Here is a 14,504-nt window from a genome sequence, read left to right as displayed (position 1 = left end):
CGTCATGTTTAGCGAATACTTGCAACACTTGATCTATGGCTACTACCCCTATCTGGCCGGCACGGTGTTCCTGGTCGGCAGCCTGCTGCGTTACGACCACGGCCAGTTCACCTGGAAGACCGGTTCCAGCCAGATGCTCTCGTCGAAGAACATGCGTCTCGCCAGCAACCTCTTCCATATCGGCATCATCGTGATCTTCTTCGGCCACCTGTTCGGCATGCTGACGCCGCACTGGGTCTATGCGCCCTTCCTGAGCGCCGGAACCAAGCAGGTGCTGGCGATCGTCATCGGCGGTATCGCCGGGGTGCTGTGCCTGGCCGGCGGTGCCATGCTGCTCTACCGTCGCCTGACCAACCCGCGGGTCAAGGCTTCGTCGAGCATGATGGATACCGCCATCCTCGGCTTGATCGTCTTGCAGGCCGGCCTGGGCGTGATCACCGTGTTCTTCTCGCTGGGCCACCTGGACGGCGCGATGATGCTGACCCTGGCGGGCTGGGCCCAGTCCATCGTGTTCTTCAGTGGTGGCGCGGCCGACTACATGGCCGAGGTCTCCTGGATCTACAAGGTGCATGTCTTCCTCGGCCTGACCATCATCCTGCTGTTTCCCTTCACCCGCCTGGTTCACGTCTGGAGCGTGCCCTTCGGCTACGTCACCCGCCGCTACCAGATCGTTCGCAAGCGGGGCTGAGCATAGTCCTACCCATGCTGCTGGCGGGGGCGTCGGGGGCAGGTCGAAGAGGAGGTCCTACGCCAGGGATGGCGTCGGTAGCGCCCAGGGAAGGGTTCACAGCGCCTCCTCGCAGACCTGCCGCCGGCAAAGCCCTCCGACCAGGCCGATCAAGAAGTGCTCCTAGGATTTAGTCATGCATAAGATCGATATCGAGATGATCCCGGGGGGCGCCGCCACGCCCCCTCCCATCCGGGTCGGCGAGGCCACCATCGAGGAGGCCGCCATCGCCGAGGAGATGCAGTACCACCCGGCGGACAGCGCCGGCACGGCCCAGCTCAAGGCGGCCCGCGCCCTGGTGGTGCGCGAGCTGCTGCGCCAGCGGGCGGCGGCCCTGGGCGTGGCCGAAGCCGCCGGCGAGGCGGTTGATGAGGCGGATGCCGCCATCGCCGAGCTGCTGGAGCGGGAGCTGGAGGTGCCCGAGCCCGCCGAGGCGGATTGTCGCCGCTTCCACGCCGCCCATCCCGAGCGCTTCAGCGAACCCACCCGCCTGCGGGTGCGCCACGTGCTGCTGGCCGCGGCCCCGGACGACGCCCCGGCTCGCGACGCCGGCTATCGCCTGGGCGAGAAGCTGGTCCGCGAGCTGCAGGCAGTGCCCGAGCGCTTCACCGAGTTCGCCCAGCGCCACTCCGCCTGTCCCTCGAAGGAGGAGGGCGGTGACCTGGGCTGGCTGGCCCCCGGCCAGACCGTGGCCGAGCTCGACCGTGCCCTGCAGCACCTGCCCGAGGGGCTCCACGATCGCCCGCTGGCCTCGCGCTACGGCTGGCACGTCGTCACCATCGACCAGCGCGTCGAGGGACGCGAGCTGCCCTATGAGCAGGTGGCCGAGCACGTCCGCCACAGCCTGCGCGAGCAGGCCACCCGCCGGGCGCTGCGCCACTACCTGCTGGCGCTGGAGGCCGAGATCGGGGTCGAGGGGATCAGCCTCGACGACGACAGCGCCAGTGCCCTGATGCAGTAGCCACTTGAAGGGGGGCCGGCCCCCCCGACGTTTCCGACGTTCCTTTCCATGATGCCGCTCGCGCCGCGGGCGGCGAGGAGGACCCCATGGCCCACGTTCACGCCAACACCCCCTTCGCGCCGCTGGGCATCGCCGTGCTCACCGTCTCCGACACCCGCGGCTTCGACGAGGACGGCAGCGGCGACCTGCTCGCCGAGCGCCTCACCGAGGCCGGCCACGCCCTGGTGGAGCGGCGCATCGTGCCCGACGACGTCTACCGCATCCGCGCGGTGGTCTCGGCCTGGGTGGTACGCGAGGACATCCAGGTGATCCTGGTCAACGGCGGTACCGGCTTCACGCCCCGTGACACCACCCCCGAGGCGCTGGCGCCGCTGTTCGACAAGGCGGTCGACGGCTACGGCGAGCTGTTCCGCCAGCTCTCCCTCGAGACCATCGGCACCTCCACCATCCAGTCCCGGGCGGTGGCCGGGCTGATCGACCGCACCCTGGTGTTCGCCATGCCGGGCTCGCCGAAGGCGTGTGCCACCGCCTGGGACGGCATCCTGGCCGCCCAGCTCGATGCCCGCACCCGTCCCTGCAACTTCGTCGCCATGGTGCTGCCCGAGGCGAGGGACTGCGCCTCCCGGCAGGCGAGCGTCGACGAGGGCATGGCGGAAGGGGCCGGGGCATGAACTGCGGCTGCGCGGAGTTCGTCACGCCCGGCCTGCTCGACCTCTTCGATGCCCGCGCCCTGATGATGGCGTCCGGCGTGGGGGTAGCCGACCGCGAGCGGGTCGCCCTGGCCGAGGCCGCCGGCCGGGTGCTGGCCGAGGATGCCCGGGCCGGTCTCGACCTGCCCGGGGTCGACAACAGCGCCATGGATGGCTACGCCCTGCGGCTCGGCGAGCTCGCCGCGAGCCCGGCCGGCCTGCCGGTGACGCTGCGCGTGCCGGCCGGGGCCGGCGTGCTCAGGCTGCCCGACGGGGGGTGTGCGCGCATCTTCACCGGCGCCCCGGTGCCGCTGGGGGCGGATGCCGTGGTGCCCCAGGAAAGGGTGAGCCTGGATGCCACGGGGCGGGTGCATGTCGAGGGCGCGCTCGCCGAGGGCGCCAACATCCGCCACCGCGGCGAGGAGAGCCGTGCCGGTGATGTGGTGCTGGCCGCGGGCACCCGGCTGAACGCCGCGGCCATCGCCCTGCTGGCCAGCCAGGGCATCGATGCCGTGACGGTGCGCCGGCGGGTCCGCGTGGCCCTGGTCAGCACCGGCGACGAGCTGATCGAGCCCGGCGAGGCCTGGGTGCCTGGCCAGGTCTACAACAGCAATGGTGCCATGCTGCGTGCCCTGCTCGCCCAGCAGGGCTGCGAGGTCCTCGACCTGGGCGTCGTCGCCGACACCGCAGCTGACCTGGGTCAATGTCTTGCCCGGGCGGGCGAGCAGGCCGATCTGGTAGTGTGTACGGGCGGGGTCTCGGTGGGGGAGGAGGACCACGTTCGCCCGGTGCTGGAGCGCCTGGGGGGCATCACCTTCCACGGCGTGGCGATCAAGCCCGGCAAGCCCTTCGCCCTCGGCTGGCTCGGCCCCTCGCTGCGCGACGGCACCCCGCTGATCGGCCTGCCCGGCAACCCGGTGGCCTCGCTGGTGGGCTGGCAATGGCTGGCGTTGCCCTTCGTGCAGGGGCGCCAGGGACGCACCCCACCCGCGCTGCAGCGCTTCCCGGTCACCGCCGGCTTCTCCCGGCGGGCGCCGAGGGGCCGGCGCGAGCTGCTGAGGGTGGTGCTGGACTGGACCGGCGGCGCCCCCGTGGCACGCCTGGCCGGCGGGCAGGGCTCCCACATGCTCGGGGCCGCCAGCCAGGCCCATGGCTACCTGATCATCGATGCCGATACCCCTGTGGAGGAAGGCCATGTCTACGGATACTGCCCCGGTACCCAGTTCCTCGACTGAGCTGCTGTTCCGGCCCCGACAGCTGCGCGAGCTGGTGCGCGGGGTGCCCTGGCTGGGCGACCTCGACGAGGACCAGCTCGAGGCCCTGCTGCAGGACACCGAGGTGCGCACCCTCAAGACCCGCGAGTGGCTGTTCCGCCAGGATGCCCCGGCCGAGTCGCTCTACGTGGTGATCAGCGGGGCGGTGCGCCTGGTGCGCAGCGCCGGCGACGGTCGCCTGGCGACCATCCGCTGCGTGGAGCGCGGCGGCACCCTGGGCGAGCTGAGCATGGTGTCCAGCGCCGGGGTCTACCTCTACTCCGCCGAGGCCCTGCGCCGCACCCATGTGCTGACCATCCCCGCGGCGCGCTGTCGCGAGATCATGGACCGCCAGCCGGCCTGCCGGGCGGAGTTCATGAGCCGCCTGGCCCTAGAACTCACCGAGCGCCTCGAGGACATGGCACTGCTGACCCAGGCCGACGCCATGGCGCGCCTGGTCAGCTACATCCTGCGCCAGCTGCCGGCGGGCCGCGCCAGGGGCCCCCGGGTGGTTCGACTGACCATTCCCAAGCGCTGGCTGGCCGCCCAGCTGGCCATGACCCCGGAGACCCTGTCGCGCCTGCTGGCCAGGCTGCGCGAGGAGGGGGTCATCAACATCGATCGCCAGCGCCTGGTGGTGCTGGACGAGCAGAAGCTGCGTGACGTCATGCTGAGCGACGACTGAGCCTGTGTCGCCATTCCTGGGAGGCCCCATGTCCCGACCCCGCAATACCCCCCGTCCCCTGGTCTACTCCTGTTCGGGCTGCTCCGACGTGGCCCAGCTCGCCAACCAGGTCGCCCTGCGCCTGGACCATGGTGGCGAGGCGGAGATGTCCTGCATCGCCGGGGTGGGTGGTGGCGTGCCCGGCCTGGTGCGCACCGCCCGCTCCGGGCGGCCCATCGTGGCCATCGACGGCTGCCAGATGCACTGTGCCCATCACTGCCTGGCCAATGCCGGCGTGGAGCCCACCGAGCATGTCAGGCTCTACGAGCAGGGCCTGAAGAAGCGCAAGGGGCGCCTCTACGACGAGCACACCGTGGCGAGCGTGACCGCCGGGGTGAGCGCGCTGATCGCGCGGTTGCCGATGGACCCCGCCGCCGGGGGCGAGCCAGGCTGAGCCTTTCTTCGCCGGCGCAGCGCGATACCATCGAGGAGCACTGGAGGCGGCAGCTTGGCGACGTCTGAGGGGCGGCCCGGCTCTCCCGGGCCAGCAGGGGCGGGCTCGGGTATAGTGGCCCCCTCTCGTGACCCTGGAGACGTCGATGCTGCTGGAGAGCCTGTCGCCGCTGTCGGGCGGCATCAACCTGGTGCTGGTGCTGCTGTCGGTGTTCACCTCGGCGTTGACCGCCGCGGTGGGCGTCGGGGGCGGGGTGCTGATGATCATGGCGCTGGCTCAGGTGATGCCGGCGTCGGCGCTGATCCCGGTCCACGGCATGGTGCAGTTCGGCTCCAACGTCGGCCGCACGGCGCTGACCTGGCGCCATGTCGACCCCGCCATGCTCGCCGCCTTCCTGCCCGGCGTGGTGCTGGGGGCGCTGGCCGCCGCCTGGCTGCTGGTGCGCCTGCCGGCCGGGGTGCTGGAGCTCTGCATCGCCGCCTTCGTGCTCTTCACCTGCTGGGGCCCGGGGCTGCCGAAACGGGCCCTGGGGCGGGGAGGCGTGCTGGTCGCCGGCGCCGTCACCACCCTGCTCTCCAGCCTGGTGGGCGCCAGCGGCCCCATGGTGGCCGCCTTCATCAAGCAGAGCCAGTCCGGTCGGCTGGCCAAGGTGGCCACCTTCTCCGCCTGCATGCTGCTGCAGCACCTGACCAAGGCCTTCGTGTTCGGCGTGGCCGGCTTCGTCTTCGGGGACTGGCTGCCGCTGATGCTGGTGATGGTGGCGGCGGGCTTCCTCGGCACCTGGCTGGGCCTGCGTCTGCTGCATCGCCTCTCGGAGCACCGCTTCGACACCCTCTTCAAGTGGGCCTTGACGCTGCTGGCGCTGCGCCTGGTGTGGCTCGGCGGGCAGCGCCTGCTGGGCCACTGATGGGGCAGGGTTGGACCTTGGTCGCATGCTATCATCCCCGCCCCACCGGTGATCACGGGAGCCAGTGCCCTTGGACAGTGCCACGCGCCTTCAGCGACTGACGGGACTCGACCGGCAGGGGGTGTACTTCGGCGCCGCCACGGCCCTTGCGGCCTGGGCCTCCTTTGCCATCGCCTCCCTGCTGCACGTGCAGAACGCCTTCTGGGCGCCCATGGCGGTGTGGATCGTCGCCCAGACATCGCGGGGCATGCTGCTGGAGCGCGGGGTCCACCGGCTCGCCGGGACCCTGATCGGCGCCATGGCCGGCTTCCTGCTGCTCACAAGCGGCCTGCCGACCCTCGCCGTGATTCTCCTCCTCGCGCTCTGGACGGCCCTCTGTGGCGCCACCTCCCAGTTGATTCGGGCCTCGCTGGGCTATGCCGCGATGATGGCGGGCCTGACCGCCAGCGTGGTGCTGCTGCCGAGCCTCGGGGATGCCGGCCGGGTCTTCACCCTGGCGTTCTCCCGGGTGGAGAGCACCCTGATCGGGGTGCTCTGCGTGGTGCTGATGGGCTGGCTGATCCTGCCCAGGCCGCCCAGGCAGCAGCTCCTCGAGCGGGTCCGGCAACTGGCCGGCGAGGCGCTGGCGCGCCTCGCCGCACGGCTCGACACCTCCGCGCCGTCCTCCCGGGAGGACGGCGAGCTGCTGATGGCACTGGTCGAGGTGGAGCAGCAGCTGGCCCCGGTGTATGCCGGTCCCTTCAAGCCCTCACGGGGTGTGCGCGTGGATAACGCCTTCGTGGCGGCGACACTGGGGCTGATGGCGGCGCTGCGGACCATGGCCGCTGCCGGCGGGCCGGAGCGGCGTGCCCTGCAGGAGGCCCTGATGCAGGCGGCGACAGCCCTGAAGCAGCCCCTGGCGCGCGGCTCGGCCCGGGAGGCCCTGGAGCAGGCGTCGGCCCTGGCGCGCCCCCTCGACCGGGGGCTCGCCGCGGCGCTGGACAAGCTGCTGATGGCGGAGCGGGCCGCGCTCGCCTGGCGCCAGGGAGAGGATCCCGGCCCCCTGCTGGCCCGGGGCGCGACCCTGGTCACCCGGCGCGACGCGCGCTCGGCGCTGATTGCCGCCGCCGGTTCGGGGCTGGTCACCCTGGCTGGGGGACTGTTCGTGTTCTATTCCGACTGGTCCAACGCCTGGATGCCGGCCATGGGGCTCTGCACCTTCACCACGGTGCTGTCGAGCATGGACCTGCCCCAGAAGGTTGCTCCGAAGATGGCCCAGGGGGTCGCCGTGGGGGTGACCCTGGCGGCGCTCTTCCGACTGGTGCTGATGCCCCATGCCGGCTCCCTCGGGGAGGTCCTGGTGATGCTGGCCCCCTTCATGCTGCTGGGTGGGCTGGCCCGGGCCAGCTCGAAGACGGCCATCCCGGCCCTGGACGGCAACATGTGCTTCATGCTGGCCAGCCAGCCCTTCCTGTCGGCCTCCATCGCCTTGCCGGACGTGCTGGTCGATTCCGCGGCGCTGCTTGCCAGCATCCTGCTGGTGGCCCTGGCCTACCGCCTGCTGCCCCGCGACCCGGGGCGCCGGGCCGGCCACCTGGCGCGGCTGATCCTGCGCGACGTCGAGCGGCTCTGCGGCCAGTGCGGCGGAGGGCTCGACCGTCGCTGGCACGGCCGAATGTTCCGGCGCCTGCTGCGGCTGATGCTCCACCTGGGGCGCGCCGATCGCATGGGAATAGGCGAGCGTGCGGGGTTGCTCGGGGTCCTGAACCTGGCTCACGCGATCATCGCGTTGCGCGAGGCAGTGGTCGACCCCCGGCTGACGGCCCAGCAGCGCCAGGAACTGGAGGGCGTCCTCGAGGCCCTGCGTCGGCTGGCCGGCGCGCCCGAAGGGGCGCGAGGGCGGCTGACGGCGAGTCGGGAGCGGCTGGCAAGCGGCGGTGTGGATACCGCGCTGGTGGGGACCCTGGACCAGGCCCGAGAGGCCCTGGCGGACTGCGCCGGCCTGGTCGGGCTGGGAGCGCCCGGCCGCTGAACCCTTTCGGCGTCAGGCCGCGAGGCGGTCCCGTCGCCGCTGGACGGCTTCCCAGGCCTTCTCGTGGAAGAAGTAGGCGACGGTGTTGGCGGCGGGTTCGAGCAGCGCGATCATGCCGCCAAGCACCCAGCTGCCGGTGATCAGGAAGGTCACGCCGAAGGCCACGCAAAAGTGCACGACGGCGAAGGTGGCGGTCTTCTTCATGGCGAGGCTCCATGCCGTGATCGGTTCATGCCTGCCAGACTAGGGGAGCCTTGCTCATCGAGTAACCTGATTTACCGTATGGTTACGATAGATGCGCTCAATCGAACGGGAGGGTCGCCGCCGGGGCGAGGGGTAGGGACGAGGTAATATGGCGAAAAAACGGCGGAAAGTCCGACCCCTGCCCTGTACAGCGCGTCACAGACGGCCATAATGGCTAGGTGCAACGGTAACAAACCTCGAGGGAACGCGACATGGTGCCTATCACAATAATCAACCGGCGCCGGAGTGGGGGCATCTTCGTGCTGCTGGCCTGCCTGCTGCTGGCGACCACGGCCGTCCAGGCCAATCCCCGCTATGCCGGTATCGTCATCGATGCCGATAGCCAGGAGATCCTCTACGCCGAGAATGCCGACAAGCTGCGCTATCCGGCCTCGCTCACCAAGATGATGACGCTCTACCTGATGTTCGAGGCCCTGGAGGAGGGCAGGTTGAGCCTGAGCCAGCCGCTGCCGGTCTCTGCCCATGCCGCTTCCAAGCCGGCCTCCAAGCTCTATGTGAAGGCCGGCTCGACGATTCCCGTGGAGAAGGCCATCGAGGCGCTGGTGATCAAGTCGGCCAACGATGTGGCCGTGGTGGTGGCCGAGGCCCTGGGCGGCAGCGAGACGCACTTTGCCCGCATGATGACCGACAAGGCTCGCGACCTGGGCATGCAGGACACCGTCTTCCGTAATCCCAACGGCCTGCCCGATGCCGGCCAGGTCACCACGGCACGTGACATGGTGGTGCTCTCACGGCACCTGATGCGTGACTTCCCCCAGTACTACCCCTACTTCTCGCGGACGAGCTTCAGCTGGAAGGGCAAGACCATCACGGGGCACAACCGCCTGCTCAATAAGTATCCCGGTGCCGACGGCCTCAAGACCGGCTTCATCCGCGCTTCGGGCTTCAACGTCGCCACCTCGGCGGTGCGTGACGGCCGTCGCCTGCTGACCGTGGTGATGGGTGGCTTCACCGCCGCCTCGCGAGATGCGCACACCGCCGACCTGCTGGATCGTGGCTTCGTGCGCGCCTCGCTGGCCGATGGCCGCGGCTGGCTGGCCAGTGCCGACATCTCCGGTGGCCGGCTGATGCCGGGTGAGCCCCAGGCGCCGGGCCAGCCGGTCGGCGACCGGGTCCGCCTGGCCAGCCTCGGCGCACCGTCCCCGGGCGCCGCCTCGCCGCCCGAGACCTCGGCCTTCCCGCCGGCCCCGGTGGAGGCGCCAACGGCCGCAGTGGAGGCCCCGCGGCAGGCGGTGGCTTCGCGGGTCGCCACCGTCGAGACACCGGCTGACACCACGGCGGCGAGCCTGGCGCAGGGCTCGGCCGACGACCCGATCCGCGAGCTGATGGCCAGCACCCGCTCGTCGGTGCCCGCCCCGGACGGCGATGCCCGCCAGGGCGACTGGGGCGTGCAGGTCGGCGCCTTCAGCGATGCCGTCCATGCCCGCACCCTGGCCTCCCGCGCCGCCAGTCAGCTGGCCAGCGAACTGGCCGATGCCCGTATCGCCGTGGCCGATGCCGACAAGGCCGGCGTCTACCGCGCACGCCTGGTGGACATGAACGAGGGCCAGGCCCACACCGCCTGCCGTCGCCTGGTGGCCCAGGGCATGGAGTGCATGGTGGTCCAGGCCAGCCTCTGAGGGCTTGCCCTCCGGCACGTCACCGACTAGCGTAGTGACCTCCACCCACCCCGCCGGCCCCAGGCCGGCGGGGTGGCTTTTTGGGGTCTGCCAGGGGAGGGCATGCGGCATGTCACCGTCATTCAAGGGTATCGGCTTCATGTGCCTGGGCGTGCTCTGCCTGGCCATCGGCGACGCCATCGCCAAGTGGCTGGGCGAGGTGCACTCGCCGCTGCAGATCATCTTCTTTCGTACCCTGGTCTCGCTGCCGCTGATCGCGGTGCTGGCCCGGTTCGGCGGTGGCCTGGGCAAGCTGCGGACCCGACGCCCCGGGATCCACCTGCTGCGCGGGCTGATCTACACCGGCACCATGTTCTGCTTCGTGCTGGGCCTGACCCTGCTGCCGCTGGCCGAGGCCACCGCCATTGCCTTCGTGGCACCGCTGTTCGTCACCCTGCTCTCGGTGCCGCTGCTGGGCGAGCGCATCGAGGGACCGGTGCTGGCGGCCTCGCTGGTGGGCTTCGCCGGGGTGCTGATCGTGGTGCGTCCCGGCGGTGAGGCCTTCGACCCCGGCGCCCTGGCGCTGATCGGGGCGGCGATCTTCTACGCGTTGATGATGATCACCGCACGGCGCTGGGGCGGCACCGAGCACCTCTGGGCGATGGTCTTCTACATGACCCTGGTGCCCTTCGTGGTGACCGCCATGGCGCTGCCCTGGGTGTGGCAGACGCCCCATCCCTGGCACTGGCTGGCCTTCGCGGGATCGGGCCTCTTCGGGGTGGGCGCCACGGCCTTCATCACCATGGCCTTCCGCCATGCCCCCGCGGCCATCGCCGCTCCCTTCGACTACACCGCCATGCTCTGGGCGGTGCTGCTGGGCTGGTGGTTCTGGGGCGAGATGCCGGACCTCTGGGTGTTCGTCGGCAGTACCCTGATCATCGGCAGCGGCCTGGCGATCGCCTACCACGAGCGGCGCACCACCCTGAAGCGCCGGCCGACCTCCTGAGTCCCCCTCGATGGATGTCAGGGGCAATGTGCTCTTAAGCCCCACTTAAGCTCAGACCCCGAACATGGCCCTGTTGCCTACCGGCGGTAGTCGTCGGAAGGTGCCGCCGGCCTCAGGGCAGGCGGCTATCCGCCACTGTCTTCTCGGAGTTCAAGCATGAAGCACACCCTCGTCAAAGGAATCGTTGCCTCCAGTCTGCTGGCGGCAAGCCTCACTGCCCTGGCCGGGCCGACCTGCACCGACGCTCCGCAGAACGACTGGATGAGCGAGGATGAGATGAAGCAGCAGATCGCCGACATGGGCTACAAGGTCAAGGAGTTCAAGACCACCGATGGCAGCTGCTACGAGATCTACGGCTGGGACGATCAGGAGCGTCGGGTCGAGATCTACTTCAATCCGGTCAACGGCGAGATCGTCAAGCAGGAAGTCGACTGAGCGGAGGCCATGCCATGACCGGCAACGCGAGGGGGACGCGAGTCCGTGTCTGGGACCCGCTGGTCAGGATCGTCCACTGGTCACTGGTGGCCGGCTTCCTGGCCAACTACTTCCTCACCGAGGAGGGTGAGGGCCCCCATCAGTGGATCGGCTATGGCGTGGTGGCGCTGGTCGGCGTGCGTATCCTGTGGGGCTTCGTCGGCCCCTGGCCGGCGCGCTGGCGCAGCTTCTGGCCGACACCCCGGCGACTCCGGATGTCGCTTGGGCCACTGGCCGAGAAGGGCGGCGGGGCCGGCGCGCCGCCGCCTGGCATCACCCATACCCCGCTGGGGGCCGTGATGATGTTGACGCTGCTGGCCCTGTTGCTGGGGCTGGGCACCACTGGCTACATGATGGAGGAGACGGATCGCTTCTGGGGCGTCGAGTGGGTCGAGGAGGCCCACGAGCTGATGGCCAACGCCATCCTCTTCCTGATACCGCTGCATGTGCTTGGCGCACTCGTCGAGAGCCGCAAGCGACGCGACAACCTGATCGCCGGCATGCTGCACGGATATCGTCGGCCCCCTGGAAGGCGGCACTCGGACGCCTGACCCCGCCCCCGGACATGCCGTCGCCACCCGCCGGGTGGTGACGGCATTTTTGTGGCTTATTTGTGGCTAGCGTGGTGACTGGCTGGCGAAGGCGCTTGCCGCAGCCTCGGGGTCGGGGGTGCCGCAGATCGCCGAGATCACCGCCAGGCCCTCGGCGCCGGCCTGGCGCGTCGAGGCCACGTGCTCGGCCTTGAGGCCGCCGATGGCCACGCTGGGCAGGGGGCTGGCGGCCACCAGGGCGGCCAGCCCCTCGAAGCCGAGCGGTGTGGCATGGTCTTGCTTGCTGGGGGTGGCGAAAACCGGGCCCAGCCCCAGGTAGTCCAGCGCCTTGGGGTCGAGGCGGGCGAGCTGGTCATGGGTCTGGACCGAGAGCCCGAGGATCGCCTCCGGGCCGAGCGCCGCGCGAGCCCGGGCCACGTCGCCGTCGTCCTGGCCGATGTGCAGGCCGTCGGCGCCGGCTGCGAGCGCCACCTCCAGCCGGTCATTGATGATCAGCGGCACACCGCTGCCGGAAAGCGCGGCCTTGAGGCGGCGTGCCTGGTCGACCAATTCGGCATCAGAGGCGTGCTTGTCGCGCAGCTGCACCACCGTCACCCCGCCGCGCACCGCCGCCATCACGGTCTCCACCAGGCCATGCGCTGCGCAGAGACCGCGGTCGGTGACGAGATACAGGGAGAGGTCAAGGCGCATGGTCCACCTCCAGGCGGGCCCGTGCGGCCAGCACCTCGCCATCCAGGTGATAGAGGGCATCGAGGAAGGCCACCGCGAAGCTGCCGGGGCCACGCGCCGCCTCGCCGGCCAGCTCCCCGGCCACGGCGTAGCAGGCCAGCGCCGCCACCGTCGCCTCGAAGGGGTCCTCGGCGCCGGCCAGGAAGGCCGCCACCACACCGGTCAGCGCGCAGCCGAGGGTGGTGACCCGGGGCATCAGCGGGTGGCCGCCCTCGAGGCGGGCGAGGCGCCGGCCATCGGTGACCAGGTCCACCTCGCCGGTCACCGCGACCACCCCATCCGTCTGGCGGGCCAGCCGGGTGGCGGCGTCGCGGGCCGCCTCGGCCGGGTCGGTGCTGTCCACGCCGCGTCCGCCGCCGGCCTGCCCCGCCAGGGCGATGATCTCCGAGGCGTTGCCACGGATCACGTCCGGCGCGAGCGCCAGCAGTCGCGCGCCGGTCTCGCGGCGATAGCGCGTGGCGCCCACCGCCACCGGGTCCAGCACCCAGGGCCGCCCCGTCTCCCCGACGGCCAGGGCGGAGGCCTCCATGGCCTCGACCCAGTGGGGCGAGAGGGTGCCGATGTTGATCGTCAGGGCGCCGGCCAGCGCGGTGAACTCGGCGGCCTCCTCACGGGCATGGACCATGGCCGGCGAGGCGCCGATGGCCAGCAGCACGTTGGCCATGCTGTTCATGGCCACATGGTTGGTGATGTTGTGGACCAGCGGGCTGGTCTCGCGCACCCGGGCTAGGTGCGCGGCGGGATCGATGGCAAGCATGGGGCCTCCCCGGCGCGGGAGGTGCGGCGCGGCGGCAGGTCCGGGATCGCACGACTCCCTACGCCGGCATTATCCGGGTCAGGTTCCGAGGGTGCGTCTCAGCCGTGGCGATGTCGCCGCGGCGCCCCTGTCGTCAGGTGTCCACTATCCATACCGGCCACGCGCCTGTAAAGCCGGTGGGGTCAAGGGCTATCTTCGCGGACCACGGAGGCGTGCTTCTGTTCGCGGGTCCATTTCCCCTGTGGCTTGTCGAGGTACTGGAAGTGCTCATTGGTGAAGCTGCCTTGGATACAGGCGTAGCGATAGAGCACCGTGTCCAGTCGGTGGACATCCAGTACCCGGTTGAAGACGCCGGGGCCTGTCATGTCGAAGACGCCCTTGATCGTATTTTCCTCGATATTGGTGTCGATCGCCTGGATGACCGCCTTCAGGTGCGGGCTGTTCGGGGCACTGGCGATGAAAAAGTTGTTGAGGCTTTCGCGCTTGGTGCGGATGAACAGTGACGATCGGTCGGGCCCGAGCAGGCGGCCTAACGGCCAGGTCAGGTGGGCGTCGATATCCAGATAGACACCGCCATGAGCCTGCAGTACCAGGACACGCCAGAAGTCTGCCTGGGCCGCACCGATTCGCAGTCGGGAGTAGTTCCTGTAGATGCGTCCGGAATAGTGCTGCCTGATGAAGTCGGCTCGAGCTTCGGTGATCATGAAGCGATACTCGAAGCCGGGTGCCATGCAACGGTTGAACAGGTAGTTCAGGTAGACCGGCAGGGTCACGCGGTCGGTGAAGTTGGTCTGCCAGAGGATCCGGGGAATGGCGGCCGGGTGCCGGCTACGAATCCAGGGGCCGGCCCTGGTCGGTAGGGTAAAACGCTTGTCGGGGAAGGCGAAATGAAAGGCGTAACATGCAAGCTTGAGCAGGTTGGCAGCAAGCTTGATCAGACGACTCGCCATCACTCTATGCAGTGGATTCATGGGGGTGCCTGTCGGGTTGGGGCCAGCGCGAATTCCTGAGGCGTTGCGCTGCGTATCGTTACCGTCATCCGGAGCAAGCGCAACACCCACCTGGCGACCTGCTGGTCGGAGGCACCTTCCTGCGTGGCCGCATGCCATGCGGCGCAGTGTCCTGCCGCAGTCTCTTCGCGTGCTGTCCGCATGTTGTGACGCCTGACGCTTGCCTCAGCCCATCACCTGGAAGCCAACCAGGGTGATCAGGCTGGCCAGTACCAGGCTGTTGAGGGTATCCATGTCGTCCTCCCCCTGCCAGCGGCTCGGGCAGAACAGGGCGAGTGCCATGGTGCCGAGCGTGACCAGCCCCAGCGGAAACGCGATGGGCTCCCAGACGGCGGCCAGCACGTTCAGCGCCAGCAGCGCCAGGCCGGCGAGCATCAGCGGCAGGATGGCACGGTTCCCGGTGGCGGGCGTGGTATCGAGTACTATCGTCGCGCTCCGGTTCATGGTGT

Annotated in this window: 17 protein-coding genes and 1 riboswitch; of the genes, 12 read left to right on the top strand and 5 right to left on the bottom strand. The window is 70.0% G+C overall.

Annotation, left to right across the window (positions count from 1 at the left end; all coding sequences use genetic code 11):
- The first annotated feature begins 4 nt into the window (after window positions 1-4).
- From narI to P8934_RS17620, 8 genes are all read left to right on the top strand, one after another.
- The gene (gene narI / locus P8934_RS17655; RefSeq protein ID WP_278032158.1) at window positions 5-688 is read left to right on the top strand and encodes a respiratory nitrate reductase subunit gamma; all 684 of its coding nucleotides are present in this window, start codon (window positions 5-7) and stop codon (window positions 686-688) included.
- A 175-nt stretch (window positions 689-863) separates the two neighbouring features.
- Window positions 864-1,688, top strand: a complete 825-nt coding sequence (locus P8934_RS17650; protein WP_278032157.1) for a peptidylprolyl isomerase — start codon at window positions 864-866, stop codon at window positions 1,686-1,688.
- Between the two features lie 86 nt (window positions 1,689-1,774).
- Window positions 1,775-2,359: a molybdenum cofactor biosynthesis protein B gene (gene moaB / locus P8934_RS17645; protein WP_278032156.1), complete on the top strand. Its 585-nt coding sequence runs from the start codon at window positions 1,775-1,777 to the stop codon at window positions 2,357-2,359.
- On the top strand, window positions 2,356-3,612 hold the full coding sequence (glp, locus tag P8934_RS17640; RefSeq protein ID WP_278032155.1) for a gephyrin-like molybdotransferase Glp: 1,257 nt from the start codon (window positions 2,356-2,358) through the stop codon (window positions 3,610-3,612). The genes moaB and glp overlap by 4 nt, the downstream gene beginning before the upstream one ends.
- Window positions 3,572-4,315, top strand: coding sequence for a Crp/Fnr family transcriptional regulator (locus P8934_RS17635; protein WP_278032154.1), 744 nt, complete (start codon window positions 3,572-3,574; stop codon window positions 4,313-4,315). Before glp ends, P8934_RS17635 begins: the two co-directional genes overlap by 41 nt.
- Before the next feature lie 28 nt (window positions 4,316-4,343).
- Window positions 4,344-4,748, top strand: coding sequence for a putative zinc-binding protein (locus P8934_RS17630; RefSeq protein ID WP_278032153.1), 405 nt, complete (start codon window positions 4,344-4,346; stop codon window positions 4,746-4,748).
- Window positions 4,749-4,893: 145 nt separating this feature from the next.
- Entirely contained in the window at window positions 4,894-5,655 is a 762-nt protein-coding gene (locus P8934_RS17625) for a sulfite exporter TauE/SafE family protein (RefSeq protein ID WP_278032152.1), read from the top strand.
- A 70-nt stretch (window positions 5,656-5,725) separates the two neighbouring features.
- Window positions 5,726-7,666 (top strand): FUSC family protein, encoded by a 1,941-nt coding sequence (locus P8934_RS17620; protein WP_278032151.1) that lies wholly within the window; start codon window positions 5,726-5,728, stop codon window positions 7,664-7,666.
- 12 nt (window positions 7,667-7,678) lie between these two features.
- Here the strand turns inward: P8934_RS17620 and P8934_RS17615 are convergent, their stop codons facing one another.
- Window positions 7,679-7,870: a DUF2061 domain-containing protein gene (locus tag P8934_RS17615; protein WP_278032150.1), complete on the bottom strand. Its 192-nt coding sequence runs from the start codon at window positions 7,868-7,870 to the stop codon at window positions 7,679-7,681.
- A gap of 251 nt (window positions 7,871-8,121) precedes the next feature.
- On the opposite strand from P8934_RS17615, the gene P8934_RS17610 reads away from it, so the two are divergent.
- The 4 genes from P8934_RS17610 to P8934_RS17595 all read left to right on the top strand — a co-directional run bounded on the left by P8934_RS17610 (window position 8,122) and on the right by P8934_RS17595 (window position 11,559).
- A complete protein-coding gene (locus tag P8934_RS17610; RefSeq protein ID WP_278032149.1) occupies window positions 8,122-9,549 on the top strand; it encodes a serine hydrolase in 1,428 nt (475 codons plus the stop codon).
- Window positions 9,550-9,658: 109 nt separating this feature from the next.
- Complete coding sequence (locus tag P8934_RS17605) at window positions 9,659-10,534, top strand: DMT family transporter (RefSeq protein ID WP_278032148.1); 876 nt, start codon at window positions 9,659-9,661, stop codon at window positions 10,532-10,534.
- 156 nt (window positions 10,535-10,690) lie between these two features.
- Complete coding sequence (locus P8934_RS17600; RefSeq protein WP_278032147.1) at window positions 10,691-10,969, top strand: PepSY domain-containing protein; 279 nt, start codon at window positions 10,691-10,693, stop codon at window positions 10,967-10,969.
- Window positions 10,970-10,983: 14 nt separating this feature from the next.
- Complete coding sequence (locus P8934_RS17595; protein ID WP_278032146.1) at window positions 10,984-11,559, top strand: cytochrome b/b6 domain-containing protein; 576 nt, start codon at window positions 10,984-10,986, stop codon at window positions 11,557-11,559.
- A 66-nt stretch (window positions 11,560-11,625) separates the two neighbouring features.
- On the opposite strand, the gene thiE is transcribed toward P8934_RS17595, so the two are convergent.
- The 4 genes from thiE to P8934_RS17575 all read right to left on the bottom strand — a co-directional run bounded on the left by thiE (window position 11,626) and on the right by P8934_RS17575 (window position 14,499).
- A complete protein-coding gene (gene thiE / locus P8934_RS17590) occupies window positions 11,626-12,249 on the bottom strand; it encodes a thiamine phosphate synthase (RefSeq protein ID WP_278032145.1) in 624 nt (207 codons plus the stop codon).
- Window positions 12,239-13,045: a hydroxyethylthiazole kinase gene (thiM, locus tag P8934_RS17585; protein ID WP_278032144.1), complete on the bottom strand. Its 807-nt coding sequence runs from the start codon at window positions 13,043-13,045 to the stop codon at window positions 12,239-12,241. The genes thiE and thiM overlap by 11 nt, the downstream gene beginning before the upstream one ends.
- Window positions 13,046-13,083: 38 nt before the next feature.
- Window positions 13,084-13,184, bottom strand: a riboswitch (TPP riboswitch).
- 43 nt (window positions 13,185-13,227) lie between these two features.
- Entirely contained in the window at window positions 13,228-14,016 is a 789-nt protein-coding gene (locus P8934_RS17580; RefSeq protein WP_278032143.1) for a glycosyltransferase, read from the bottom strand.
- A 204-nt stretch (window positions 14,017-14,220) separates the two neighbouring features.
- Window positions 14,221-14,499 (bottom strand): hypothetical protein, encoded by a 279-nt coding sequence (locus P8934_RS17575; RefSeq protein ID WP_278032142.1) that lies wholly within the window; start codon window positions 14,497-14,499, stop codon window positions 14,221-14,223.
- Window positions 14,500-14,504 lie beyond the last annotated feature (5 nt).

Origin of the sequence: Halomonas sp. CKK8 (assembly GCF_029625235.1) — a bacterium.
In the GTDB taxonomy this organism is placed as follows: domain Bacteria; phylum Pseudomonadota; class Gammaproteobacteria; order Pseudomonadales; family Halomonadaceae; genus Halomonas; species Halomonas ventosae.
This window is presented reverse-complemented; position numbering and strand designations above follow the sequence as displayed.

Coding starts and splice junctions, on each gene's coding strand:
- P8934_RS17615 (WP_278032150.1), bottom strand. CDS start 7,870: ATGAAGAAGACCGCCACCTTCGCCGTCGTGCACTTTTGCGTGGCCTTC.
- P8934_RS17600 (WP_278032147.1), top strand. CDS start 10,691: ATGAAGCACACCCTCGTCAAAGGAATCGTTGCCTCCAGTCTGCTGGCG.
- P8934_RS17595 (WP_278032146.1), top strand. CDS start 10,984: ATGACCGGCAACGCGAGGGGGACGCGAGTCCGTGTCTGGGACCCGCTG.
- moaB (WP_278032156.1), top strand. CDS start 1,775: ATGGCCCACGTTCACGCCAACACCCCCTTCGCGCCGCTGGGCATCGCC.
- glp (WP_278032155.1), top strand. CDS start 2,356: ATGAACTGCGGCTGCGCGGAGTTCGTCACGCCCGGCCTGCTCGACCTC.
- P8934_RS17575 (WP_278032142.1), bottom strand. CDS start 14,499: ATGAACCGGAGCGCGACGATAGTACTCGATACCACGCCCGCCACCGGG.
- thiE (WP_278032145.1), bottom strand. CDS start 12,249: ATGCGCCTTGACCTCTCCCTGTATCTCGTCACCGACCGCGGTCTCTGC.
- thiM (WP_278032144.1), bottom strand. CDS start 13,045: ATGCTTGCCATCGATCCCGCCGCGCACCTAGCCCGGGTGCGCGAGACC.
- narI (WP_278032158.1), top strand. CDS start 5: ATGTTTAGCGAATACTTGCAACACTTGATCTATGGCTACTACCCCTAT.
- P8934_RS17605 (WP_278032148.1), top strand. CDS start 9,659: ATGTCACCGTCATTCAAGGGTATCGGCTTCATGTGCCTGGGCGTGCTC.
- P8934_RS17610 (WP_278032149.1), top strand. CDS start 8,122: ATGGTGCCTATCACAATAATCAACCGGCGCCGGAGTGGGGGCATCTTC.
- P8934_RS17630 (WP_278032153.1), top strand. CDS start 4,344: ATGTCCCGACCCCGCAATACCCCCCGTCCCCTGGTCTACTCCTGTTCG.
- P8934_RS17580 (WP_278032143.1), bottom strand. CDS start 14,016: ATGAATCCACTGCATAGAGTGATGGCGAGTCGTCTGATCAAGCTTGCT.
- P8934_RS17650 (WP_278032157.1), top strand. CDS start 864: ATGCATAAGATCGATATCGAGATGATCCCGGGGGGCGCCGCCACGCCC.
- P8934_RS17625 (WP_278032152.1), top strand. CDS start 4,894: ATGCTGCTGGAGAGCCTGTCGCCGCTGTCGGGCGGCATCAACCTGGTG.
- P8934_RS17635 (WP_278032154.1), top strand. CDS start 3,572: ATGTCTACGGATACTGCCCCGGTACCCAGTTCCTCGACTGAGCTGCTG.